The organism is Streptomyces sp. NPDC058812 (genome assembly GCF_042744565.1).
Lineage (GTDB): Bacteria > Actinomycetota > Actinomycetes > Streptomycetales > Streptomycetaceae > Streptomyces > Streptomyces thinghirensis.
This window is the reverse complement of the sequence record NZ_JBHYOB010000003.1, coordinates 463038-487351: the sequence shown is the minus strand read 5'-3', so window position 1 is coordinate 487351 and position 24314 is coordinate 463038. Positions and strand designations below refer to the sequence as shown.

Sequence of the window (24314 nt, the reverse complement as noted above, 5' to 3'; positions counted from 1 at the left end):
GCGGGTGAGCCGGAACAGGCTCTGACCTGCGGGCCGACAAGCGACAAGACAAGCCTCACGCGGACCAGGCCCGTGGGTTAGCCCGGACGCGTCGGCGGAAGGATGCCGATATGCCCAAGCCGAAGACCTTCACCGCATGGTTGAAGATTCACGCCGATCACCGCACTGCCATTGGAGATCTCGCGCGGGACGTCTCCCATGACCCCGACTGGCCCTCCGACAAGGGAAAGCAGGGCCAGCTTGACTACCTCGAAGAGCGCGGCGCCATCGACGCGGCTGTCGAGACGCTCAAACGTGCCTGGTCTCAATACGAGGCGTACCAGGCCGCTCAGAGAGATACCTGAGTAGTCAGGGAGCTGGAGCCTGTCTGGAACCTCCGAGGTCAACAAGTAACGACAGACAACGACCACCAACAACCGCCCGAGCACAGGTCAGTTGCGGTGCAGCCCCCGTTGATCAGCGCCAAAATACGGGCGGTGGAAACCCAGGGCAAGAAGAAGTAGGCCCACAGCACTGAGCCCCCGCACCGCGGCTACTTCGCGGCGCGGGGGCTCAAGCGTTCTCAGACCTTCAGCAGACTCAATTCTGGCGACGCTTCGACTTTCGTCACGCTCTCGACGGCGCTCTGCAGATCCTTCCGCACGTCATCCGCCGATTGCTCCAGCGCCTCTGTCAATACGTGGCGTGCTACCTCGCGAGAGAATTCATCCAACTTCGCCCCGCTAGGAACGATGGATGTTTTTTTGTCCACCTCGAAAGACAGAACATCCTCGTAGATCACAGCGCCGAACCTGTTGGTGAATTTTCGCTCCTGCCATCGCGCGAACCGCAGGTTGGGAAGCCCTTCAGCCAGAGCGGCCACGATTTCGGAGTTGGAGAACGCGACGCCACGCACCCTGGACTCCCGGCCCACGACCAGGACGACGTTCCCTGCCTCGAAAACCAACCGCTCCATCTCGCAGAGCGCCTGCATCATGTCGACGCAGTACTGGATGACTGTCAGGAATCGGTTCTGGCGATTCTTTCGGTTGGACCCGATTTCGGTTCTGGCGGCAGGCAGGACATTCCAGCCGATGTTTTCCACCGCAGGGCGGTAGTTCTGGTGGTAGTTGAACACGTTGATGTACGGGGGGGAGGTGACCACAAGGCCTGCGCACCCATCACCGAGGGGGACCCTGCGGGCGTCGCCGGCGATTACCTGGGAGGGGACCGAGGCGGAAGGGAAATCCGTGATCAGGTCTCGCACCTGATTCCAGGATTTCTTGACCTTCTTCGCGTCTGCTTCCTTCTTGTCCCCCATGCTCAGCAGGAGGGTGGTGGAAAAGATGCGCTCGATGTTCTTGTCGACGGCACCGCGATGGCCATCAAGCAGATATTCAACGACGTCTTCGATGACGTCTTCGATGCCTGTCGAGCTACCGAAGAGTGTGTCCTGACCTGCGTCGGCAACCTTGTCCAGGTATGACGAGGCTTCCTGCACGATCCGTAGTCGCTGATCGTGCGGCAGTGACGCGATCTCCAGGATGCCGGACAGCTCCAACGCCGCGGGATTGATCTCGACACCAGCAGACGGGATACCCTTCCGAATGCATTCCAGGACAGTCGTACCGCTGCCCAGGAACGGATCGACTACCATTCCGGAGCCGGGATAGTAGGCGTCGAGGAGCTTGCTCACCAGGCCCGGGGTGAACTGGCCGCGCCAGGGGAGCGCACTGCGCCGCTCCCGCACGAGCACGTCGAGATCGGCCTGCCCGATGAAGCTGCGGTCGAATTCACGCCTCCGAACCGCGCTGAAGATCTCCTCGACGTCCATTCTCCAACTTTCTAGAAATATCCCTTGGTGACGACATCTTCTTCGTTGGGATCTTTGGCCTCGAACAGGGATCTCAAGTGGTCGACAAATCGCTGCACGACATCATACCTGATCGGATTGGCCTCGATGTAATCGACATACTCCGACCTGAGTCGCTTCCTGTTTGCGGCTGACGAGTACGCTTTCCTCTTGTGAGAGCCCAGCCTCTTCCCGCGCAGGATCAATACTTCGTCAATATCTGTACCCGCAGTACTGATAGGCGTCATGTCCAGGTACTCGCAGATCAAGTAGTAACGAGCTGCTGGTACAGCCACCTTGAGGTCATGAGAAGTCGCACTCGCCTCCTGGAACATCGTTTTGTCCAGATTGGTTTTGCATTCGGCGGCCACGTAGGCCAGCCATACGTCCATGCTGGAGGTGGCTTCAGCGGGGAAGTTTGACTTGAACGATGCCTTCAGGTAGGCACGCCTGCTCAGGGTGAAGTCCTGGTCTTTCTTCCTGACTTCCATGGAGATGGCATCGGCCGGGGCCGTGAGGGAACTGGAGAAGTAGGCGGCAGCAAAAGCTCCGGCCGGTCCGGCATACAAATCCTGATCAGCCAAGGCAGGGATCACCCGCGGATCGATCAACCACGGCAAGAACTCTTCAATGATTGAGTTGTCGATCTTCAGCTGACCCCGTTGCCGGAACAGGAAATCCTCTCCGCTGTCCCAGATGAGAGCGAGCTCCACGCTCTTCTTGTAGTCGTTGGTCAGGTCAACCAGTTGCCGCACGAGTTCGTTGCCGGTGGCGTCGATACTCGCCATGTCGCCGACCCATGACTTGTATCGCTCTATCGATTCCTCGACCGCGAACCTGTCGTCCTCCGGAAGCTTTGGGTTCTTGAGCAGCTCAACGAGCTTCGACTTGTGAGGCGTTGGCCGCACTCGCTGAGGTGCCTCGGCACTGGCGTCAGCCAACGGCTCAGCATCGGCGGGCTCCGCCGGCGCTGCTTCTGACGGTTCGATGGACGCGAAGAGGGCTTCGTCGCTGCTCATGCGGGGAGCCTAGCGGCAGCTGCGGGAGGTTCGGTCAGACCCCGTCGCCGCTGTACAGCGCCCGCAGATCGATGAGTTGGACGTCCGGTGAGGTGGTGGCGGCGTGGCGGGCCTTGTCGTCGAAGCCGGCGCCGCTGAAGCAGAGGAGTTGGGTGCGGCTGGTGTCGTAACGGCTGGTGCGGGTGATGACGTCCCGGATGCGGCGGAGTCGGTCGATGTGGGCGATGCCCATCGTGTCGTTCCACTTGGCCTCGCCGATCGCCAGCAGCGGAGGTTTCGTTCCGTCGGCTACTCCGATGACGGCGACGTCGACCTCGTGCGACGTACGCGCGGACGGATCGCTGACGACGCCCTGGCCGACGTGTGCGGGGAGGCCTCCGAACAGGTCGGGGTCGGCGTGGTGCAGTGCCCACTCGCGGCAGACCTGTTCGAAGTGGGGGCCGAGGACGTTGGCGACGTAGCGGCGGCGGCTGGCCTGCCAGACCCGCGCGGCGTTGCCGGGGCGTTCGAGTTGAGGCCAGACCGGCCGCATCACCGCGTGGTAGAAGGCGATCAGGGGTTCGGCGATGCGGTAGGTGGAGCGGTTGGTGCGGAACGCGTCCGCCTCGCGCTGGAGTAGGCCCGCGTCTTCCAGGACGTTGATCGGGTGGGCGATGTCGGTGGCCTTGCGTTCCAGGTATCCGGCCATGCCGCCACGCGTGGTGTTGCCCTCCGCGACCGCACCGAGTACCGACAGGTAGAGCGCGGTGTCGCGCAGGTCGGGTTCCTCGGCCAGTAGGTAGCGGGCTTCGCGGAAGAGCGGGGTCTCCGGATTCAGCACGGTGCGGACGACCCAGTCGTCGAAGTCGTCCGGGCCGGACGGGCTGTCGCCCCGCGCGAACTCCCTGCGATAGGCGGGGGTTCCTCCGAGAATCGCGTGTACTTGCAGGGCGAGTCGTGGATCCGTGATGCCCCAGAAGTCCGCGGCCAGCCGATGGTCCAGGGGGCGGACCACGAGTTCGAGGCCCGCCCGGCCGCGCAGCGGCGCGTTTCCGGACAGCAGCCCGCCCATGAACGACAGTGCGGAACCGCAGAGCAGCAGGCGGGCCCGGGAGCCGGTGCGCTGTTCCCGGAGCGGCCGGAACGCGTTCTGGATGATCGACGGCAGCTCCGGGTTGGCCTTGGCCAGGTAGGGAAACTCGTCGATCACAACTGGCACTGGCTGGGCGCCGCCCAGAGCCAACAGCGCGTCCACCGCTTCGTGCCAGTCGGCGAAGTGGTACGGGCTGGCCGGCCGGGCGTGTGCGGTGAGGGCAGTGCTGAGTCGGCGCAGGGACTCGGCGTCGGCAGCCTCCGTTGCGCCGAAGTAGAACCCGCCTGCCGCTTCGCAGGCCGCCTCGAGCAGGAAGGTCTTGCCCTGTCGTCTCCGACCGGAGACCACACCCAAGGTCGCGCCGGGCTGGGTGTCGGTGATGAACCGGGTCAGAGCCGACCACTCGTAGTCGCGGTCGAACATGTCGACGGGCTTCTTCATTCCCGCCTCAAGTTATAGGGGTACGTTTCTATAAACTGTATCCCTATAACTGCGGCCGAGCGGCTACCGGCCTGTTACGGCCTCTGCCCGGCGTGCGTAGACCTCGACCTCGATCTTCATGCGGGGGTCGGCCAGGCCGCAGACGAGCATGGTTGCCGCCGGGCGGATCTCGCCGAAGGCGCGGCGCAATGTCGGCCAGCAGGGCTCGAAGTCGGTTCGGTCGGGGAGCAGGTAGCGGACCCGGACCACGTCGGCGAAGGTGCGCTTCGCCTCGGTCAGCGCGGCCTCGATGTTGCGCAGGCACTGCTCGGCCTGCTCCACCACGTCCTCGGAGATCGTCATCGTGGCGTAGTCGAAGCCGGTGGTGCCCGAGACGTGCACCCAGTCGCCGTCGACCACGGCACGGGCGTAGCCGATCTGTTCTTCGAACGTCGAGCCGCTGAGGATGGAACGTCGCTCTGTCATGCACGGCACATTAGGGGTGGCGCGGCGGGCGTCGGCAGGTTTTTCCTGGGCGGCTCCGGCCGACACCCCCGCGTCAGCCCGCCGTCGTCAGACGCCCCCGGCGCTCCCGGCGGCCCCGCAGGGCGTCCCAGGCCGTGCCCAGGGCCAGTGACTGGACCAGGGCCGCGAGCACGATGCCGCCGATGAAGAACCAGGTGGGCGCGTCGCCGCCCCAGCCCGCTTCGCCGAGCCAGGCGACGAAGCCGAAGGCCGGGAAGGTGAACAGGGCCGGCCAGACCCAGATGAGGGACGTGTCCGGGTCGGTCGCGAAGAGGGGTTCCAGCGCGGCGACGGTCATCGCGCCGCCGACCAGGGCGAGGTAGACCGCCGAGGCGCGGTTGGCGACGGTCAGGCGGGCGAGGGTGCGTATCGGGCTGGTCCGGCTGGGCTTCATCGGGTGTCGTCTCCCCTTGGTCGTCGTCCTGCGTTCCAGGGTCGGACGGGGGCGGGGGTCCGGGCCTGAGTACCCGTACTCAAGTCGGACGGCGCGGTACCCGGGAGGGGAGAGAGAAGGGCTAGACCGTCAGTGGGACCTCGTGGATCTCGTCGGCCTTGTGGCCAGCGCGTTCGTGGACGCGCTGGACGGCGTCGGCCGAAGGGGCCTCGGAGAGGCAGTAGACCGCCCCGGAGTCCGGGTCCGCCCACGCGTGTTCGAAGTGGACGTCCTCGTCCTTCTCGATGGCGAGGTCCGCCTGGTGGGCCTTGTCGAGCTGGTCCGCGGTGATGCCGTGCATACCGTGGTGCACGTCCATGAAGTGAGCCATGGCTTCGCACCCCCTTCAGGGTCTTTCTTCCAGGGTGCGCCCGTACGGCGGCCGGGGCGAACCCGGCCGCCGTAGCACTGCTGGTGCGTCAGCCGCACTGGCACGGGTTTCCCGACTGGCAGCCGCAGCCGCAGCCCGAGCCGCAGCCGCACGCGGCGATCAGGGGCAGGCTGCGGGGCTCGGGGGGCTGCTCGGTCCGGCGTTCCTGGGTGGGGGCGGGCTTGGTGCTGGGGGAATCGGCCATGGGTTCCTCCTAGAGGCTGGTGCCTGGGCCCATTGCACGCCCCCAGTGGCCGTCGCATCAACGGCGCACTGGGGCGATCGTGCGCGCCCCTGCCCCACGCCGGGCGCTCCCCGCCCGGTTCCCCGACCAGCACCCCGCCCGGTTCCCCGCCCAGGTCCGCGTCAGGCCCCGTCGGGCCCGTCGACCTGCGTCGTCGGCTGGATGTCCGCCTGGAGGTCGCCCACGTGCTCGCCGGTGACCAGGTAGACCACGCGCTTGGCGACCGAGACGGCGTGGTCGGCGTAGCGCTCGTAGTAGCGGCCGAGGAGGGTGACGTCGACGGCCGTCTCGATGCCGTGCTTCCAGCGGTCGTCCATCAGGTGCTGGAAGAGGGTGCGGTGCAGGAGGTCCATCGCGTCGTCGTCCTGCTCCAGCTGGAGGGCGAGGTCGACGTCCTTGGTGATGATCACCTCGGCCGCCTTCGCCATCAGGCGCTGCGCGAGCTGGCCCATCTCCAGGATGGTCGCGTGCAGGTCGCTCGGGACCGCGCGCTCCGGGTAGCGCAGTCGGGCCAGCTTGGCCACGTGCTGGGCCAGGTCGCCCGAGCGCTCCAGGTCGGCCGACATCCGCAGCGAGGTGACGACGATGCGCAGGTCCGTCGCCACCGGCTGCTGCCGGGCCAGCAGGGCTATCGCCCGGGCCTCCAGTTCGTGGTGGAGCTCGTCGACCTTCTGGTCGCCCTCGATCACGTTCTCGGCCAGCTTCAGGTCGGAGTCGAGGATCGCGGTCGTGGCGCGCCCGATCGCCGACCCGACCAGCCGGGCCATCTCCACCAGACCGTCGCCGATCGAATCCAGTTCCTCGTGGTACGCGTCCCGCATCAGGGTTCCCTCTCGTACGTCCGTTTGTGGGGCTCGCACCGGCTCGCGCCTGCTTGCGCTGGCTCGTCACCGGCTCGCACCCCTTGCCGTGCCCCCACGCTTACACGTTCCGGCCTGTACGCGTCCGTTTCCGGCATCACAAATGAACCATCCCTGGCTCCAAGGTGAACTCTGGGCGACGAGTGTTCGAGGTCGCAGTCCGATGGCTGGGGCGGGGCCGTTCGGCATGCCTAACCTGGACGCATGGACGTGAACGCGGCGGTCGCCGCAGCGGCAGCGATCGCCGGAGTACTCACCGGCGTCATCGCCATGCTGGCGTTCCGCTGGAGCGAGCGAGAGCAGAAGCGCCCCACGCGCACCTCGCTCCACACGGACCCCGTGCTGCCGCCCGGCGTGGACACCGTCCTGTCGGTACTCCGCTCCTCCGCGGTCGTCCTCGACGAGGCCGACGCGGTGGTCAAGGCCAGCTCGGCGGCGTACGCCCTCGGCCTGGTCCGGGGTGGCAAGCTCGCCGTCGAGCCCATGCTGCAGATGGCCCGGGACACCCGGCGGGACGGGGAGATACGGCAGGTCGAGCTGGATCTGCCGAGGCGGGGCACCGGGCGGGGGGAGGCCCTCGCCGTGTCCGCACGCGTGGCGCCCCTCGGGTCGCGGCTGGTGCTGCTGCTGGTCGAGGACCTCACCGAGGCCCGCCGTATCGAGGCCGTACGCCGCGACTTCGTCGCCAATGTGAGCCATGAGCTGAAGACGCCGGTGGGCGCGCTCTCGCTGCTGTCCGAGGCCGTCATGGACGCCTCGGACGATCCGGAGGCCGTGGAGCGGTTCGCCGGGCGCATGCAGATCGAGGCGACCCGGCTGACCAACCTGGTGCAGGAACTCATCGACCTGTCCCGGGTCCAGAACGACGACCCCCTCGACGACGCCGAGCCCGTCCGGGTGGACGAGCTGGTCGCCGAGGCCATCGACCGCTGCCGGCACGCGGCCGGCACCAAGCAGATCACCATGGCCGCCGGAGGAACGGCGGATCTGCACGTACGCGGCAACCGCGGCCAGCTCGCCGCCGCCCTCGGCAACCTCGTCGAGAACGCCGTCAACTACTCGCCCGCCCGCACCCGCGTCGGCATAGCCGCCCGCCGCGTCAACGCCCCCGGCGGCGATCAGATCGAGATCGCCGTGACCGACCAGGGCATCGGCATCTCCGAGAAGGACAAGGAGCGCGTGTTCGAGCGCTTCTACCGCGTCGACCCGGCCCGCTCGCGGGCCACCGGAGGCACCGGCCTGGGTCTCGCGATCGTCAAGCACGTGGCCGCCTCGCACGGCGGGGAGGTCACGGTGTGGAGTGCCGAAGGCCAGGGCTCCACCTTTACGCTGCGACTGCCGGAGTCGGGCCCCGCCCGCGACCGCGCACAGCGGCGCCCCGACCGCGCCGGACTCAGCGCCGAGACCGAGCGGTCCCCCTCATCCCCCCATACTTCCCCGTACGAAACGCTTCCCGCTCCGGAGGTCCTTCCGTGACCCGTGTGCTCGTCGTCGAGGACGAGGAGTCCTTCTCCGACGTCCTGTCGTACATGCTCCGCAAGGAGGGCTTCGAGGTCGCCGTCGCGACCACCGGCCCCGACGGACTCGACGAGTTCGAGCGCAACGGCGCCGATCTCGTCCTCCTCGACCTGATGCTGCCCGGCCTGCCGGGCACCGAGGTCTGCCGTCAGCTGCGCGGCCGCTCCAACGTCCCCGTGATCATGGTGACCGCCAAGGACAGCGAGATCGACAAGGTCGTCGGGCTGGAGATAGGGGCCGACGACTACGTCACCAAGCCCTTCTCCTCCCGCGAGCTGGTCGCCCGCATCCGCGCGGTACTGCGCCGCCGCGGCGAGCCGGAGGAGGTCACCCCCGCCGCGCTGGAGGCCGGCCCCGTGCGCATGGACGTCGACCGGCACGTCGTGACCGTGGGCGGCACCAAGGTCGACCTGCCGCTGAAGGAGTTCGACCTGCTGGAGATGCTGCTGCGCAACGCCGGCCGCGTGCTGACCCGCATGCAGCTGATCGACCGGGTCTGGGGTGCCGACTACGTCGGTGACACCAAGACCCTCGACGTCCACGTCAAGCGGCTGCGCGCCAAGATCGAGCCCGACCCGGGCGCGCCGCGGTACCTGGTGACGGTGCGCGGGCTCGGCTACAAGTTCGAGCCGTAGAGCGCCCGGGCGCGTCGCCGGCGCCCTCGACGGCAGGCGGTACGACGAAGGGCGGGACCTCCCGGAGAGGTCCCGCCCTTCGTCGTACGGTGCTCAGTGGCCGGCGTCGGTGCCGGTCTCCTGCGAGGTGCCGTCCGTCGCCGTACCGGCGCCGGTCCCGCCCTCGGTGCCGTCCCCGGCCTCGGCGGACTCGCCGGTCGCGGGGTCCGTCGTGCCGTCGGCCGGGGTGCCGGAGGTCTGGCCGTCGGACGGCTCGCCGGAGGTCTCCTGCGACGGCTCCGCCGACGCGCCGGGGGCCGCCGGGACGTCGCTCGGGCCCCACTTGGAGAAGTAGCTCTCGGCGGGGACGACGAAGGCGCGCAGGCTCACCTCGCCGGTCTTGCTGAAGGTGAAGGTGATCTCCTGCGCGTTGCCGTCCTGGATGGCCTCGCGGCTGCTGGGCAGGACGGCGGAGGCGTTGTCCTCGCCGCCGAGGACCAGGGAACCGCCGGCCGGCACGGTCAGGCCGCCGTTGCCGCCCTTCTCGCCCTTGGCGGGCTTCAGCTCGGCGGACTTGCCGGTGCCGGCGACGGTGATGGACTCGAGGGTCTGGTCCGTCCTGCCGTTGTTGAACAGGGTGGCGGAGACCACGGCCGGGCCGGTCGACTCGAGGTCGGGCTGCGTGATGACGATCGCGTTCTGGATCTGGATGTCACCGACGGTCGTCGCAGCGTTGTCCGGCTTGATCTCCAGCGTCTGGGCGTTGTGACCGGCACCGCACGCGGCGAGCGAGGCGATCGAGAACGCGATGGCGGCGGCGGCGAGGGCACCGCGTCGAAGGCTGCTGCTCACGGCGGCGGCAACTCCTTGGACTCGAGCGAGGTGGCGGCAACGGATAAAGCCGCCCTAAGTGTCTGTCAGCGGCTTCAGGCTACCGAGCCGTCCCCGGGCCGCCGCACCCGACCCTCCCCCAAGACGCCCGGCTTCGCCCGGCAGGCGGCAGGACCGGCGCGCGGACGGGGTGCGCGGCGCGCTCGTTCCGGGGCCGGTTCCCGCCTCGTTTTGTGGCTCGTACTCGTCCGTCATTCACATAAGAAGCCGGCTGTCATACCGGTCGTCGATCGGCGCGCGAATTTTCCGTGAGGGAATGCGCGGGCGGCCAGGAAATTGATCATCGGAGGGTCGGTCGGGGCACCTCGTGATCAATTCCGGATTCGTCCGGAAGCCCGCCCCGGTCACCGAACGGAGTAGCGGAAGTCGCACGCCTGGAATCGGACATATAGGGAGTTTCGGGCAGGCGGGAGGGCCTCCGAGTGCGTGTGACGTGCGCGTTTCGTGCGCCCTGAAGAGCTGCTCCGACCTGCGAATACTTTCTTCCGCTCGCGCGGCGCAGCACGTTCCTGTTGCTGTTGTCAAGCCCCGAGATATGCCCTGACCTGCGAAAACGCCATTCAGAAGACGCCGTATCCGTGTTACCCTGGATAGCCACGGAAGGGGTACCTGTCACATGACGTTCAAGGTTGGCGACACCGTGGTCTATCCCCATCACGGGGCCGCGCTGATCGAGGCTATCGAAACTCGCCAGATCAAAGGCGTGGACAAGACCTACTTGGTGCTGAAGGTCGCCCAGGGTGACCTGACGGTACGTGTGCCAGCGGACAATGCGGAGTTCGTCGGCGTGCGTGATGTGGTTGGTCAGGACGGGCTGGACCGGGTCTTCGAGGTGCTGCGCGCGCCGTACGCCGAGGAGCCCACGAACTGGTCGCGTCGTTACAAGGCAAACCTGGAGAAGCTCGCCTCCGGCGACGTCATCAAGGTCGCGGAAGTCGTACGCGATCTGTGGCGCCGTGAGCGCGAGCGCGGACTCTCCGCCGGTGAGAAGCGCATGCTCGCCAAGGCCCGCCAGATCCTGGTGAGCGAGCTGGCTCTTGCGGAGAACACCAACGAGGACAAGGCGGAGGCCCTGCTCGACGAGGTGCTCGCCTCCTGAGCCTCTGAGGCGAGGCCCAGACCGCTGCCCGCTCGGTTCAGCGCACTGAAATGCCGCGGTGCCCGATGACATCCTTGCTGTCGCCGGGCGCTGCGGCATGTTCGTACCCGGATCGAGTCCTCGTACGATCACCCCGGGGGACTTCCCCCGGCCTGGCGTGGTCCTGGCGTGCCGGACCCGGGATGCTGGCTCGACCAGGGTCACGGAAGGGTCCGGTCAAGGCGTCGCGCCCGGCACGGTGAGGCCATACCCAACTAGGTCGAGCACACAAACCTGACAGGAACCGATGTCTGACGAATCGCGTCCCTCGCCCGCCCAGATGCCCCCCGTCACCCGTGCGAACACCCGGACCGCGGCCGTGATTCCGGCCGCCGGCCGGGGCGTCCGGCTCGGACCGGGCGCTCCGAAAGCCCTCCGCGCGCTGGGCGGCACGCCCATGCTCATCCACGCGGTCCGGGCGATGGCCGCCTCCCGCGCGGTCTCGCTGGTCGTCGTCGTGGCCCCGCCCGACGGAGCCGCCGAGGTCAAGAGCCTGCTCGACGCGCACGCGCTGCCGGAGAGGACGGACTTCCTCGTCGTGCCGGGCGGCGAGTCGCGGCAGGAGTCCGTACGGCTGGGTCTTGAGGCCCTGCCGCCCGAGCACGACATCGTCCTCGTGCACGACGCGGCCCGGCCGCTGGTGCCGGTCGACACGGTGGACGCGGTGATCGAGGCCGTACGGGACGGCGCGCCCGCCGTGGTGCCCGCGCTGCCGCTCGCCGACACGGTCAAGCAGGTGGAGCCCGCCGCCGTGCCGGGTGAGCCGGAACCGGTCGTGGCGACACCGGAGCGGGCGCGGTTGCGCGCGGTGCAGACGCCGCAGGGGTTCGACCGGGGGACGCTGGTGCGCGCCCACGAGACGGTGACCGACAACGTCACCGACGACGCGAGCATGGTCGAGCAGCTCGGGCTCACGGTGGTGGTGGTGCCGGGGCACGAGGAGGCGTTCAAGGTGACGCGGCCGCTCGATCTGGTGCTGGCGGAGGCCGTGCTGGCGCGCAGGAGGCTGAACGATGGGTTCTGAGACGGACGGGCTGCCCGCGCTGCCTCCGCTGCCGCAGGTCGGGATCGGTACGGACATCCACGCCTTCGAGGACGGGCGCGAACTGTGGTGCGCCGGGCTGAAGTGGGAGGGCGAGGGGGCCGGGCTGGCCGGGCACTCCGACGCGGACGTCGTCGCGCACGCGGCGTGCAACGCGCTGTTCTCCGCGGCGGGGGTCGGGGACCTGGGGCAGCACTTCGGTACCGGACGGCCGGAGTGGTCCGGGGCGTCCGGGGTGACGCTGCTGGCGGAGGCGGCGCGGATCGTGCGGGCGGCGGGGTTCCGGATCGGCAACGTCGCGGTGCAGGTGGTCGGGCCGAGGCCGAAGATCGGTAAGCGGCGGGACGAGGCCCAGAAGGTGTTGTCGGAGGCGGTGGGGGCGCCGGTGTCGGTGTCCGGGGCGACGACGGACGGGCTGGGGTTTCCCGGGCGGGGGGAAGGGCTGATGGCGGTGGCTACGGCGTTGGTCGTGCGGGTCTAGGTGAGCGGGGTGGGGTGTGTCCTGGGCCGGGGGTGTGTCGCGCCGGCGTCGGGCGGGCCGCGCGGGGCCCCGCCCCGCACCCCGCCAGGGGCTCCGCCCCTGGACCCCGGCCTATGCCCACCCACCACCCGACTCGGTCGGGCAAGAGGTCGGGCTTGTCTCACGGGCTCGGTCGGGCGAGAGGCTGGCCTTGTCTCGCCGGCTCGGTCGGGCAAGACGCGGTAACAAGCGGGCACGTGCGCCCGTGGCACTGTCCGTCGCCTACTACCCTGGAGTCGTGACTATTCGCCTGTACGACACCAGCGCCCGGCAGATTCGTGACTTCGCCCCCCTCACGCCGGGCTGCGTCTCGATCTACCTGTGCGGTGCCACCGTGCAGGCCGCCCCGCACATCGGGCACATCCGGTCGGGGCTGAACTTCGACATCATGCGCCGCTGGTTCGCGTACCGCGGCTACGACGTCACGTTCATCCGCAACGTCACCGACATCGACGACAAGATCATCAAGAAGGCGGCGGACCAGAACCGCCCCTGGTGGTCCATCGGGTACGAGAACGAGCGGGCGTTCAACGACGCCTACGACGCCCTCGGCTGCCTTCCGCCGACGTACGAGCCCCGCGCCACCGGCCACATCACCGAGATGGTCGAGATGATGCGCGGCCTCATCGAGCGCGGGCACGCCTACGAGGCCGAGGGCAACGTCTACTTCGACGTACGGTCCCTGCCGGGGTACCTGTCGCTGTCCAACCAGGACCTCGACGAGCTGCGCCAGCCCTCGGGCGAGGGCGAGAGCGGCAAGCGGGACCCGCGGGACTTCGCCATGTGGAAGTCGGCCAAGCCCGGGGAGCCGAGCTGGGAGACGCCGTGGGGGCGGGGGCGCCCGGGGTGGCACCTGGAGTGCTCCGCCATGGCGCACAAGTACCTGGGCGAGGAGTTCGACATCCACGGGGGCGGGATCGATCTCATCTTCCCGCACCACGAGAACGAGATCGCCCAGGCCAAGGGCTTCGGTGACGCCTTCGCGCGGTACTGGGTGCACAACGCCTGGGTCACCATGAGCGGCGAGAAGATGTCGAAGTCGCTCGGCAACAGCGTGCTCGTGAGCGAGATGGTGAAGCAGTGGCGCCCGGTCGTGCTGCGGTACTACCTGGGCACGCCGCACTACCGCTCCACCATCGAGTACAGCGAGGAGTCCCTGCGCGAGGCCGAGTCGGCGTACGCGCGCATCGAGGGCTTCGTGCAGCGGGTCACCGAGCTGGCCGGCCAGGCCGTCGAGCCCGCCGCCGAGGTGCCGCCCGCCTTCGCCGAGGCGATGGACGACGACCTGGGTGTGCCGCAGGCGCTGGCCATCGTGCACACCACCGTCCGGCAGGGCAACAGCGCCCTGGCCGCCGACGACAAGGACGCCGCGGTCGCCCACCTCGCCGAGGTCCGTGCGATGCTCGGGGTGCTCGGCCTCGACCCGCTGGCCCCGCACTGGGCCGGGGAGCAGGAGCAGGGCGAGGATCTGCGGCACGTCGTCGACAGCCTCGTACGCCTCGTCCTGGACCAGCGCGAGGCCGCGCGGGCGCGCAAGGACTGGTCCACCGCGGATGCCATCCGTGACCAGCTCGGTCAGTCCGGTCTGGTCATCGAGGACGGCCCGCAGGGGCCCCGCTGGAGCCTCGGCCCCCGCTGACCCGGCCGACCGGCGACGTCCGGTCCCGTAGATCGATTGTGCCGCCCGGCCCTCCGGGCGGCACACTGCATAAGACGCAAGCATTACGCACACTCCCGTAGAGAGCGGAGACAGGTAACTCATGGCCGCGAACAACCGCCGCATGTCCGGCAAGAAGGGCGCGCAGGTCGGCAGCGGCGGCAAGCGACGCCGGGGCCTGGAAGGCAAGGGGCCGACGCCTCCCGCCGAGATGCGCAAGGGGCACGCCAAGCAGCGTGCCGCCAACGCCAAGGCGCGCCGCGCCACGGGACGCACCCCGCAGCGGCGCGGGGGCGGACGGTCGACGTCCGAGCTGGTCGTCGGCCGCAACCCCGTCTTCGAGGCGCTGCGCGATGGTGTGCCCGCCTCGACCCTCTACGTCCAGCAGTTCATCGACAACGACGAGCGGGTGCGCGAGGCGCTCCAGCTCGCGGCCGAGCGCGGCGGCATCAACCTGATGGAGGCGCCGCGTCCCGAGCTGGACCGGATGACCAACGGGCTCAACCACCAGGGTCTCGTCCTCCAGGTCCCGCCGTACGAGTACGCGCACCCCGAGGACCTGGTCGCCGCCGCCCACGACGAGGGCGCGGACCCGCTGATCGTCGCCCTCGACGGCGTGACCGACCCGCGCAACCTCGGTGCCGTCGTCCGCTCCGTCTCCGCCTTCGGCGGCCACGGCGTCGTCGTGCCCGAGCGGCGCGCGGCCGGCATGACGGCGGGCGCGTGGAAGACGTCCGCCGGTACGGCCGCCCGCACGCCGGTCGCCCGCGCCACCAACCTCACGCGGGCACTGGAGTCGTACCAGAAGGCCGGGATCACCGTGGTGGGCCTCGCCGCCGACGGCGAGGCCGAACTCGGCGAGCTGGCGGCCCTCGACGGCCCCGTGGTCATCGTGGTCGGCAGCGAGGGCAAGGGGCTCTCGCGGCTGGTCGGGGAGACGTGCGACTACCGGGTGCGGATCCCGATGCCCGGTGGCGCCGAGTCCCTGAACGCCGGTGTGGCCGCGGGGATCGTGCTGTACGAGGCGGCGCGGCGGCGCAGCTGACGTCGGTCGGTGCGGGGTGCGAGCCCTCTGGCCGGTGCGGGGGTGGCGCCGCCGGTCGGAGGCCGGCGCAGCCGTGCGAAGCCGCGCAGCGTGCGAGTGCGGCAGAGAGAGGTGTCGCTGGTGTGGCCGCGGGGATCGTGCTGTACGAGGCGGGGCGCGGCGGCGGAGCTGAGTCCGGAGGGGGAGCGGGTGTTCGACTCGGTCCCCCATAGGGGGTGTTCCGGGCGGTCCGGGCAGGCTTGACGCGGTCCGGACAGTTCGGGGCGGTCAAGGCAGTGTCCTAACGACACATCACTCGGTTAGATGAGTGTGGACACCAGAACACCCCGCACACCCACGGGGGACCGCTCGTCGGGAATCGACGACGCTCCCGCGCTGAGCATGGTGAAGGTGCCGAGCGATCCGGCCCAGGTCATCGTCAATCACGCGAGCTTCCGCGTGCAGTTCGGTACCTCCGCGCGGCAGACCCAATCCCCGCGGATCGCGCGGCACTTGAGCGCCACCCAGGACACCGCCCGCATGCCCGTCGCAGGGGCCGTGGATCCCGCCGTCCCGGCCGCCGCCCGCCGCCGCGCCCTCGTGTGGAGCGGGCGGTCCGACCCGGACGACACCGGCGCACACCGGCTGCTCCAGGCGGTGCGGGCCGGAGCCGGCCACCACGCCGAGGACCCGGTCGCCGACGCCGGAGCCACGCAGGTCATCCCCCGCGTCGACATCGACGGGGGCGTCCCGGGCTACGACGGCTATGACGGCTACGACGACGGACCCGCCACCCAGACCCTCGAGACCCCGCTCGTCGGCGCCCAGCGCGGCCCCGCCCCCGACGGCACCCGGCTGCTGCCCGCCATGCGCACCGTCGGCAGCGCCTACGACGAACCCGCCTACACCGGCGAGGACTTCGGCTCCGGCCCCGGTCCCGACGGCTACGACGACGGCACGGAGCAGGCCGAGCCGCGCGCCAGGCGGCACGCCGACGACCCGGCGCGGCACGCCTACTTCCCCGGCCGCCGGATGAACCTCGGCGTCGTGCTGCTGCCGCTGCGCGTCTTCCTCGGCTTCATCTCCATCTACGCCGGCATGGGCAAGCTCTGCGACCCCGTCTACTTCGACGGCGGCGAACGCGGCTCCATGGTCAAGTGGCTCAACACCCTGCACCCCTGGGACGTCGCCGAGCCGCTGCGTCAGTTCGCCCTCGCCCACCCCGTCGGCGCCGGGCTCGTCATCGCCTTCCTCCAGGTGATCGTGGGCGTGCTGACCGTCCTGGGCTGCTGGCAGCGCGTCGGCGCCGTCATCGGCGCGGGCCTGTCCGCCGCGCTGCTCGTCACCGTCAGCTGGAAGAGCGTCCCCGTCTACGACGCGCCCGACATCATCTACCTCGCCGCCTGGTCCCCGCTGATCATCGCGGGTGCTCCCGTCTACTCCGTGGACGGCCGGCTCGCCGGCAGTGCCTGGCGCCGGCTCGGCCCCCGCGCCGACATCTGGGACCTGCGCCGCTACGTCCTGCGCCGCGGCGCCCTCGTCACCTTCCTCGTCGTCGGCGTCACCTTCCTCGTCGGCTCGCTGCTCGGCGGTGCCGTCCGGGACGCCGACCGCGTGGTCGTCCCCGGCCCCGGCGAGGCCCCGCGCAACGAACTGCCCGGCACCCCGCTCCCGCAGGAGCCCGGCACCCGGAAGCCGAAGACCCCCTCGGCCTCCGCCTCACCCACCCAGGGCGCCACCAGCGGCGCGGCCACCCCCTCCAAGGACGCCGCGACCGCCCCGGGAGCGACCCGCGACAGCGGCACCGCCACCGGCGGCACGCCCAGCCAGACCCAGGGCACCACGGGCCAGGCACCGCCGCAGCAGTCCTCCCCGGCCGGCCAGGCGCCGAGCACCACGGCGGGGCCCACCTCCGGCGGCACCGCGACCGGCGGCGGCAGCGGCTCGACCGGCGGCACCGGAAGCGGGGACGACGGCGGCGGCTCCTCCTCCACCACCGGAGAGCCTGGCAGCCGCCTCGTGGGCGGTCTCCTGGGCTAGCCGGCCCACAGGGCTCACGCGGCCCTCCGTACGCCGAAGGGGCCCCGCACGGGTGACGTGCGGGGCCCCTTCGGCGTATCGGCGTACCGGGGCGCTCAGCGGCCGCCCAGGGCCGCCAGTTCCCGTGCCGCCTCCGTCAGGTCCTTGGCGGTGTCGATCGCGCGCCAGTAGGAGCCCTGCGGGATCGGGAAACCGGCCAGCCGGCGCTCACGGGCCAGCCTCGGGAACGTCGTCCGCTCGTGGTCGCCGCGCTCCGGCAGCATCGCGGCGAAGGCGGGCGAGAAGACGTACACACCGGCGTTGATCTCGAAGGTCGACGGCGGTGCCTCGATGAAGTCGGTGATGTGACCGAAGCCGTCCGTCTGCACGGCGCCCCACGGCAGCCGCGGGCGAGCCAGGGCGAGGGTCGCGACGGCGTCCCGCTCGGCGTGGAAGTCGGCCATGTCGCGCAGCGAGAAACGGGTCCAGATGTCGCCGTTGGTGGCGTACCAGGGCCGGTCCGGGTGGGGCAGGTGCGCGGCGGCGTACTTGAGGCCGCCGCCGCGGCCCAGCGGCTCCGTCTCGACGACGGTGGTGACGGAGAGCGGCAGGTCGGCGGTCTCCAGCCACTTCTGCAGCACTTCGGCCAGATGACCGCAGGAGACCACGACGTCCGTCACGCCCTCCTCGGCCAGCCAGGCGAGCTGATGGCCGATGATCGGAGTCCCCGTGCCCGGGATCTCCACCATCGGCTTGGGCCGGTCGTCGGTGTAGGGACGCAGCCGGGAACCCTGTCCGCCGGCCAGGACGACGGCTTGAACGGGGCGGCGGGACGCGGCGCTCGGATCGGTCATGCCCGAACTGTACGCGGCGGCCCACCGGCCCCCGAAAGGGTGCTCAGCCGTGCGCGGCCAGCACGCCCGAGGCGAAGGCGGTGTCGCAGACGGGGCGCGCGTACGACTGGGCGCGCGTCGGCCCGTACACCTTGACCGCGGCGCGGCCGAGGGCGCGGGCGATGGACGCGCAGTGGCCGGCCAGCGACGGGCGCTCGTTCACGGCCTGCTGGAGGTGGGTGAGGGCGACGCCCGGATCCTCCTCCTGCAGCTCGGTCAGCAGCCGGTCGCGCAGCACCTCGTGCGGCGCGCGGGCGGCGGCCTTGGACGAGGCCTTGGAGGACGATGCCTCCGACGCGGCGAGCACCGAGTCGGCCGGATCGCCCGACCAGTTGACCCGGGTGACGGCGAGGGTCCCGGAGAGCACCAGGACGACGGGCAGGACGAAGGCGAGAGAGCGGCCGATCCGGTGGGCGGGGCCCGGGCCGCGTCGCGTCTGTCGGGTGGTGGAGTGCTTCACGGAGTGCTTCACGCGAGTGAGGGTAGCGCCCGGTAATGATTTGGCGACATTTAGTCACCCGGATGGGGGATGAAGAGGGGGCGGGAAATGGGTAGAGCGTTGACGCCTACTGCTCGAAACGTCCGTTGTGTCGGGGTATTTGTCGACAACGCGAAGAGCCCCGCAGCAGGCCGCGGGGCTCTTCGCGTCAACGCGGGCGAATTCACCCGGTCGCGTGGTTTCTCAGTGTGGGGTTTCCCGGCGCCCGGTTTCCCGGCGTGCGGGTCCTCAGTCGGTGAGGCGCTCGCCCGTGGAGGACGAGAAGACGTGGGCCTCGCCCGGGCGCGGCACGACGTGCACGGTCGCGCCCTTCTCGGGCACCGCGCGGCTGCTGACGCGGACCACCAGGTCCTTGCTCTCGCCGCCGACCTCGACCGTGCCGTAGATGTAGCCGTCGGCGCCGGTCTCCTCCACGACGTTCACGGAGACCGCCATGCCCGCCGGGGCGTCCTCGGCGTCCTTGGACAGGGTCTTGGAGACGCCGCCGTTCAGCTCCACCACGTCGAAGTGCTCCGGGCGGACGCCGACGGTGACCGTGCGGTCGCCCCTGTCGGAGGCGGCCGCCAGGGCCTCGCGGCTGATCGGCACCACGCTGTTGCCGAACTTCACGCCGCCGTCGGTGATCGGGACCTCGACCAGGTTCATGGCCGGGGAGCCGATGAAGCCGGCGACGAAGAGGTTGGCGGGCTTGTCGTACATGTTGCGCGGGGAGTCGACCTGCTGGAGCAGACCGTCCTTGAGGACCGCCACGCGGTCGCCCATCGTCATGGCCTCGACCTGGTCGTGGGTGACGTAGACGGTGGTGATGCCCAGGCGGCGCTGGAGCGAGGCGATCTGCGTACGGGTGGAGACACGCAGCTTGGCGTCCAGGTTGGACAGCGGCTCGTCCATGAGGAACACCTGCGGCTCACGCACGATCGCGCGGCCCATCGCCACACGCTGGCGCTGACCGCCGGAGAGCGCCTTCGGCTTGCGGTCGAGGTACTCGGTGAGGTCGAGGATCTTCGCGGCCTCCTCGACCTTCTGCCGGATCTCCGCCTTGTTGACGCCGGCGATCTTGAGCGCGAAGCCCATGTTGTCGGCGACCGTCATGTGCGGGTACAGCGCGTAGTTCTGGAACACCATGGCGATGTCCCGGTCCTTCGGTGGCAGGTGCGTGACGTCGCGGTCGCCGATGCGGATGGCGCCGCCGTTCACGTCCTCGAGCCCCGCGAGCATGCGGAGCGAGGTGGACTTGCCACAGCCGGAGGGGCCGACCAGGACGAGGAACTCGCCGTCCTCGATGTCGATGTCGAGACCGTCGACGGCGGGCTTCGTGGAACCCGGGTAAATGCGGGTCGCCTTGTCGAACGTAACAGTGGCCATGGTGATGGGCCCCCTTCTACCGGCAGGAACGTGCCGGACGATCCGTTGTAGGAAGGTGGTGTGGTGTAGTCCACACGGGTGAACTGGCACAGGACGGTACCTGGCGTTCACCTGGTCTGTCAGTACCTGCGGACCTGTGAACTTCGCCGAAATTTTCGAACCCCATCGTTCACCGGCTCTGTGTACAGTGGAGCAGCCTCCGCGCGCGCCGCCGCGCGATGCCTCCTTAGCTCAGCTGGTCAGAGCGCCGCTCTTGTAAAGCGAAGGTCGTCGGTTCGAATCCGACAGGGGGCTCGGAAGTGAGAGCGAAGGCCCGCCGTCCAGTGGACGGCGGGCCTTCGGGCCATCGCGGGGCCGGGGGTCACTTGCCTTCCGGCAGGGGCTCCGGTTCGCAGACCGCGCCGGGCTTCGGGAGTTCTCCGCCGAGCAGGTAGGCGTGGACGGCGTCGCGCACGCACGCGTTGCCGGAGTCGAAGGCGCCGTGGCCCTCGCCGCGGTAGGTCAGCTCGAAGCCGACGCCCTTGCCGAGCTCCTCGGCCATGCGGGCGGCGCCCTGGTAGGGGGTGGCGGGGTCGCCGGTGTTCCCGACCAGCATGATCGGCGCCGCTCCCGGTGCGCTCACCTCGGGGTGGTGGGCCTCTCCGGGCACCGGCCAACCGGCGCAGGAGAGCGCGCTCCACGCCAGGCCCGGCCCGAACAGGGGTGACGCCTCGACGAACTCGGGCATCTTCCGCTCCACGTCGGCCACGGTGTAGCGGTCGCTGGAGTCGTCGCAGGTGATGGCCCTGAAGGCGTCGTTCTCGTTGCTTTCGTCCGTGGGGTCGTCCGTGCCCTCGTCCGTGGTGCCGTCGTCGCTGTCGCCGCCGGCGCCGTGCTGGCCGAGTGCCTCCGCCAGGTCCGCCAGGACGTCGCCGTCACCGCCGGTCACCGCTTCCAGGCCGACCAGGAGCGCGGGCCAGAAGGACTGGCTGTAGAGCGAACCGGAGATGGCGGCGAGCACCTCGTCGCCGTCCAGGTCGCTGCCGTCCGAGGTGGGCAGCGGAGTCTCGTCCAGGTCCGCCTCGAGCTCCACGGCGGTGTCCACGATCGCCTCCACGTCCTCGCCGAGCGTGCAGCGCTGCTCGACGCACCATTCGGCGAAGTGCTCGAAGGCGAGCTGGAATCCGGCGGCCTGTCCGAGGGCCTCCTCCATCATGTCGTGGGTGGGGTCGACGACGCCGTCCAGGACGGCCCGGCCGACGTGTTCGGGGAACAGGTGGGCGTACACGCCGCCGAGTTGGGTGCCGTACGAGATCCCGAAGTAGTGGAGCTTCTCGTCGCCGAGGAGGTGCCGCATCAGGTCCATGTCGCGGGCGGCCTCGGTGGTGCCGACGTACGGGAGGACGTCGCCGGAGTTCTTCTCGCACGCCGCGGCCATCAGCTTGTTGAGCTCCATCAGCGCGTCGGTCTCGTCGCCGCCGTCGTCCGGTGTCTCGTCGACCTGCTCCTCGGCCTCTTCGGCGGCCTCGGGGTCCAGGCAGCGCACGCCGCGGCTGTTGCCGACGCCGCGCGGGTCGAAGCTCACCAGGTCGTAGCGGGAGCGGAGCTTCTCGTAGTCGGGGGCGAGGGCGGGCAGGGTGGTGACTCCGGAGCCGCCGGGGCCGCCGAAGTTGAAGAGCAGCGAGCCGATCCGGTCGTCGGTGTCGCCGCCGGCGCGGGCCCGGATCAGTTCTATGCCGATCGACTCCCCGGAGGGGTTCTTCCAGTCCAGTGGCGCCCGCATGGTGGTGCACTGCCACCGGGTGCCGTCGGGGAGGGGTGCGGGGGCCTCGCCGCCGCCCTGGACGGGGGAGGGGGCCGGGCAGTCCTTCCAGTTCAGGGACTGCTTCCGGAAGCGGTCTGCGTCCGGTGCGTCGGTTGCCGCGCCGCCGCCGTCACCGCCCCGGCCGCCGTCCTGTGCCGTCGGCGCGCAGGCCGTCAGGGAGCAGGAGAGCAGGGTGGCGGTGGCCAGCAGGGCAGCGGTGGATATCGCTCGGGCTGAGGGCATGGCCTCAGACTCCGGCGGGCCGCCCGGGGGCGCGCGGCGTGGCGTCCATTCGGTGGAAACGTCCTCCGCCGGAGCCGGGCGGAGGACGTTCCCCCTGTGTACCGGGGCGTGGGTCAGGCGCGGTTGGCGCTCGACGGGCCGAAGAACTCGATCTCCGCGATGGCCACCTGCTTTTTCGCGGAGGCCGCGTGGGCCGACTCGATGGTGAAGCGGACCTTGGTGACCTCGCCGACGCGGAAGGGGCGTCGCTGGCCGCCGGCGCCCTGGTCCAAGGTGAGGTCGCGGGTCGTGGTCTTGCCGTCCTTCGTCGTGATCGTCGCCTTCACCCGGTGCGGCAGGGCCGACTGGTTGAGCTGGTCGGGCTTGGTGGAGGTGCCCGGGGTGATGATCAGGTCCAGCAGCCGGGTCGGTTCGGTGAAGCTGACCTCGATCCACTCGCCCTGGCCGGACTGCGAGATGCCCGGGCCCCACCAGGTGTTGCTGAGCTTGTCGATGAGGAGTTCCGGCTTGTGGCCGGTGAAGGAGCGCGAGGCCGTGATCCGGTCCGGGGAGACCGGGGCGCGCTTGGCGAAGTGGTCGCGGGTGGCCTGGACGCCGTCGGGGATGTAGACGAAGCCGAGGACCACCAGGGTGATGACGACCAGGACGGTGATCCAGGTGCCGATGCGGTCGAAGACGCGGCGGAGGCGGGGGCGGTCGCCGGCCCAGGGGGTCTCGCGGCGCCGGCCGCCGAAGAGGCGGCGCCACCAGGGGGCGGGCGCGGTGGTGTCCTCGCCGGTGCGGTCCAGGGGCATCGCACAGCGCGCGCAGTAGTGGCGGTCGGGGCGGTTGGGGGTGGAACACCACGGGCAGGGCGGGCCGTTGGCGATGTCCGGCTGGTGGCCGGGGGCGCGGACCTGGGGCCGGTCCGCGTCGGGGCGGCCGGGCAGGACGGGGGCGACGGCGGGGGGCGGGGTCGGGCCGTGGGCCTCCGGGTCCGCGACGGGGACGAGGAGGGAGCGGGCGCGGTCGGACATCGTGTCGGTGAGGGCGTTCGGGGCCGGCGCGGACGCCATCGGGGTGGTGGGGGCGGTCTCGTCCACGTCGGAGGTGCGGGGGCCTCGGGGGGTGCGGGAGCCTCCGGCGGTGCCTGTGCTTCCGGTGGGGTCTGTGCTTCCGGTGGTCGCCGTGCCTCCCGAGGTGCTCGTGTCTCCGGGGGTGTCCGTGCTTCCGGGGTCGCCCGTGCTTCCGTGGGCGCCCGTCGGCCCGGTCGTTGCTGTGCCGTTGGGGGAGCCGCCGGTACCGGAGGTCGCGGCCGAGCCCGTGGAACCTGTGGGGCCTGTGGCGCCCCCCGCTTCCGCGGTACCGGCGGCGCCCGCTGCCCCCGCGGTAGCTGCCGTACCTGCCGTACCTGCCGTACCTGCGGTACCTGCGGTACCTGCCGCACCTGCGGCGCCCGCGGTACCTGCCGCACCGGGAACGCTCCCGGCCCCGGGTGTGTCCGCCGGGTGGCGTGGGTGGGGCACCGCCGGGGTCTCCTCGGTGTCGTCGTCGTCCGGGCCGCCGGTGGCGGGCGTCGCGCGGCCGTGCCGGGCGGGGGGTACGCCCGTACCGCCGGGGCCGGGGCGGGAGAACGCGTCCCAGCCGGGGCCCTGGTCGGACGAGGAGGCCGCGGGCTGCGCGGTGCGGGTGCCGGCCTGGTCCCAGCGGAGGACGGCACCGCACGCGTCGCAGAAGGACTGGCCCGGTTCCGCGCGGGTTCCGCACTCGGCGCAGTTCTGCGTGGTCATCTCTCCGGGGTCCTTTCGGAGGCGGTCACTTCGACCGTGTAGGGCATGTGGGCGGGGCGGGCGGCGGCCACGAGGGTGTCCAGGCGGTGGGTGTCCGCCGGGGACGGGTCGGGCAGCCGGAGGGCGACGTGGAGGCGCGGGCGCGGGGTGCCGGGGAACGGGCCGAGAGGGCGGGCGTTCCATTCGGCGCCGCCGCTCTCGGTGATGTCGGGCTCGACGCCGAACGCCAGCCGTACCGCCTCGGACAGGCCGCGCCGGGTGCCGCGTACGCGGTGCAGGCGGGCGGCGGCGGCGACGGCGGCGCGCAGCCGGTCCTCGGGTTCGGTGCCGTCGGTCTCGGCGCCTACCCAGGTGCCGAGCCACTGGGCGAAGTCGGCCGGGGTGAGGGCCGGGTCGAAGTACGTGTCCAGGCAGTCCAGGACGTTCAGGATCGGGGCGATGACGTCGTCGAGGCCGCCGACGAAGCGCTGGGCGAGGTCGTCGTCGGCGAAGATGGCCGGCAGCATCGAGCCGATGGGCAGCGAGGAGCCGAGACCGTCGACGGAACCCCGGTGGGACGCGGCCG

Annotated in this window: 24 protein-coding genes and 1 tRNA gene; 10 read left to right on the top strand and 15 right to left on the bottom strand. The window is 70.4% G+C overall.

Annotation, left to right across the window (positions count from 1 at the left end; all coding sequences use genetic code 11):
• Positions 1 to 110: 110 nt before the first annotated feature.
• Complete coding sequence (locus tag ACFW48_RS09055; RefSeq protein WP_386311870.1) at positions 111 to 344, top strand: YozE family protein; 234 nt, start codon at positions 111 to 113, stop codon at positions 342 to 344.
• Between the two features lie 218 nt (positions 345 to 562).
• Here the strand turns inward: ACFW48_RS09055 and ACFW48_RS09050 are convergent, their stop codons facing one another.
• From ACFW48_RS09050 to phoU, 8 genes are all read right to left on the bottom strand, one after another.
• Complete coding sequence (locus tag ACFW48_RS09050; RefSeq protein ID WP_386311867.1) at positions 563 to 1813, bottom strand: DNA methyltransferase; 1251 nt, start codon at positions 1811 to 1813, stop codon at positions 563 to 565.
• Positions 1814 to 1824: 11 nt separating this feature from the next.
• A complete protein-coding gene (locus ACFW48_RS09045; RefSeq protein ID WP_386311866.1) occupies positions 1825 to 2850 on the bottom strand; it encodes a Bpu10I family restriction endonuclease in 1026 nt (341 codons plus the stop codon).
• Positions 2851 to 2884: 34 nt separating this feature from the next.
• On the bottom strand, positions 2885 to 4363 hold the full coding sequence (locus ACFW48_RS09040) for an ATP-binding protein (RefSeq protein ID WP_386311863.1): 1479 nt from the start codon (positions 4361 to 4363) through the stop codon (positions 2885 to 2887).
• A gap of 63 nt (positions 4364 to 4426) precedes the next feature.
• On the bottom strand, positions 4427 to 4828 hold the full coding sequence (locus tag ACFW48_RS09035) for a RidA family protein (RefSeq protein WP_386311862.1): 402 nt from the start codon (positions 4826 to 4828) through the stop codon (positions 4427 to 4429).
• Positions 4829 to 4901: 73 nt separating this feature from the next.
• Positions 4902 to 5261 (bottom strand): SCO4225 family membrane protein, encoded by a 360-nt coding sequence (locus tag ACFW48_RS09030; protein WP_386311859.1) that lies wholly within the window; start codon positions 5259 to 5261, stop codon positions 4902 to 4904.
• A gap of 121 nt (positions 5262 to 5382) precedes the next feature.
• Complete coding sequence (locus ACFW48_RS09025; protein WP_386311857.1) at positions 5383 to 5631, bottom strand: SCO4226 family nickel-binding protein; 249 nt, start codon at positions 5629 to 5631, stop codon at positions 5383 to 5385.
• An 88-nt stretch (positions 5632 to 5719) separates the two neighbouring features.
• Positions 5720 to 5875 carry a hypothetical protein gene (locus ACFW48_RS09020; protein WP_193776344.1) on the bottom strand — a complete coding sequence of 52 codons (156 nt, stop codon included), beginning with the start codon at positions 5873 to 5875 and terminating at the stop codon, positions 5720 to 5722.
• Between the two features lie 161 nt (positions 5876 to 6036).
• Entirely contained in the window at positions 6037 to 6735 is a 699-nt protein-coding gene (gene phoU, locus ACFW48_RS09015; RefSeq protein WP_386311855.1) for a phosphate signaling complex protein PhoU, read from the bottom strand.
• A gap of 243 nt (positions 6736 to 6978) precedes the next feature.
• Between phoU and ACFW48_RS09010 the strand changes: the two genes are divergently transcribed.
• On the top strand, positions 6979 to 8250 hold the full coding sequence (locus tag ACFW48_RS09010) for a sensor histidine kinase (protein WP_386311853.1): 1272 nt from the start codon (positions 6979 to 6981) through the stop codon (positions 8248 to 8250).
• Complete coding sequence (locus tag ACFW48_RS09005; RefSeq protein WP_310872655.1) at positions 8247 to 8927, top strand: response regulator transcription factor; 681 nt, start codon at positions 8247 to 8249, stop codon at positions 8925 to 8927. Before ACFW48_RS09010 ends, ACFW48_RS09005 begins: the two co-directional genes overlap by 4 nt.
• 93 nt (positions 8928 to 9020) lie before the next feature.
• Here ACFW48_RS09005 and ACFW48_RS09000 read toward each other — a convergent pair whose 3' ends face one another.
• A complete protein-coding gene (locus tag ACFW48_RS09000) occupies positions 9021 to 9758 on the bottom strand; it encodes a DUF461 domain-containing protein (RefSeq protein ID WP_386311850.1) in 738 nt (245 codons plus the stop codon).
• A gap of 655 nt (positions 9759 to 10413) precedes the next feature.
• Here ACFW48_RS09000 and ACFW48_RS08995 point away from each other — a divergent pair.
• The 6 genes from ACFW48_RS08995 (at position 10414) to ACFW48_RS08970 (ending at position 17218) form a co-directional block, all read left to right on the top strand.
• Complete coding sequence (locus tag ACFW48_RS08995) at positions 10414 to 10896, top strand: CarD family transcriptional regulator (protein WP_003953493.1); 483 nt, start codon at positions 10414 to 10416, stop codon at positions 10894 to 10896.
• Positions 10897 to 11182: 286 nt separating this feature from the next.
• Entirely contained in the window at positions 11183 to 11959 is a 777-nt protein-coding gene (ispD, locus tag ACFW48_RS08990) for a 2-C-methyl-D-erythritol 4-phosphate cytidylyltransferase (protein WP_386311848.1), read from the top strand.
• Complete coding sequence (ispF, locus tag ACFW48_RS08985) at positions 11949 to 12458, top strand: 2-C-methyl-D-erythritol 2,4-cyclodiphosphate synthase (RefSeq protein WP_386311845.1); 510 nt, start codon at positions 11949 to 11951, stop codon at positions 12456 to 12458. The genes ispD and ispF overlap by 11 nt, the downstream gene beginning before the upstream one ends.
• Before the next feature lie 277 nt (positions 12459 to 12735).
• On the top strand, positions 12736 to 14136 hold the full coding sequence (gene cysS / locus ACFW48_RS08980) for a cysteine--tRNA ligase (protein ID WP_386311843.1): 1401 nt from the start codon (positions 12736 to 12738) through the stop codon (positions 14134 to 14136).
• Between the two features lie 121 nt (positions 14137 to 14257).
• Positions 14258 to 15199, top strand: coding sequence for a 23S rRNA (guanosine(2251)-2'-O)-methyltransferase RlmB (gene rlmB, locus ACFW48_RS08975; protein ID WP_386311841.1), 942 nt, complete (start codon positions 14258 to 14260; stop codon positions 15197 to 15199).
• Between the two features lie 303 nt (positions 15200 to 15502).
• Positions 15503 to 17218, top strand: a complete 1716-nt coding sequence (locus tag ACFW48_RS08970) for a DoxX family membrane protein (protein WP_386311839.1) — start codon at positions 15503 to 15505, stop codon at positions 17216 to 17218.
• Between the two features lie 95 nt (positions 17219 to 17313).
• On the opposite strand, the gene ACFW48_RS08965 is transcribed toward ACFW48_RS08970, so the two are convergent.
• The 3 genes from ACFW48_RS08965 to msiK all read right to left on the bottom strand — a co-directional run bounded on the left by ACFW48_RS08965 (position 17314) and on the right by msiK (position 19954).
• Positions 17314 to 18051 (bottom strand): NDP-sugar synthase, encoded by a 738-nt coding sequence (locus tag ACFW48_RS08965; protein WP_386311837.1) that lies wholly within the window; start codon positions 18049 to 18051, stop codon positions 17314 to 17316.
• A 43-nt stretch (positions 18052 to 18094) separates the two neighbouring features.
• Entirely contained in the window at positions 18095 to 18550 is a 456-nt protein-coding gene (locus ACFW48_RS08960; RefSeq protein ID WP_386312094.1) for a hypothetical protein, read from the bottom strand.
• 267 nt (positions 18551 to 18817) lie between these two features.
• Positions 18818 to 19954, bottom strand: a complete 1137-nt coding sequence (gene msiK / locus ACFW48_RS08955) for a diacetylchitobiose ABC transporter ATP-binding protein MsiK (RefSeq protein ID WP_386311834.1) — start codon at positions 19952 to 19954, stop codon at positions 18818 to 18820.
• Between the two features lie 220 nt (positions 19955 to 20174).
• Here msiK and ACFW48_RS08950 point away from each other — a divergent pair.
• Positions 20175 to 20248, top strand: a tRNA-Thr gene (locus tag ACFW48_RS08950).
• 67 nt (positions 20249 to 20315) lie between these two features.
• Here ACFW48_RS08950 and ACFW48_RS08945 read toward each other — a convergent pair.
• From ACFW48_RS08945 to ACFW48_RS08935, 3 genes are all read right to left on the bottom strand, one after another.
• On the bottom strand, positions 20316 to 21980 hold the full coding sequence (locus ACFW48_RS08945; protein WP_386311832.1) for an alpha/beta hydrolase: 1665 nt from the start codon (positions 21978 to 21980) through the stop codon (positions 20316 to 20318).
• 113 nt (positions 21981 to 22093) lie between these two features.
• Positions 22094 to 23749: an NADase-type glycan-binding domain-containing protein gene (locus ACFW48_RS08940; RefSeq protein WP_386311829.1), complete on the bottom strand. Its 1656-nt coding sequence runs from the start codon at positions 23747 to 23749 to the stop codon at positions 22094 to 22096.
• Positions 23746 to 24255 (bottom strand): phage tail protein, encoded by a 510-nt coding sequence (locus tag ACFW48_RS08935; protein ID WP_386312091.1) that lies wholly within the window; start codon positions 24253 to 24255, stop codon positions 23746 to 23748. The genes ACFW48_RS08940 and ACFW48_RS08935 overlap by 4 nt, the downstream gene beginning before the upstream one ends.
• Between the last annotated feature and the right edge of the window lie 59 nt (positions 24256 to 24314).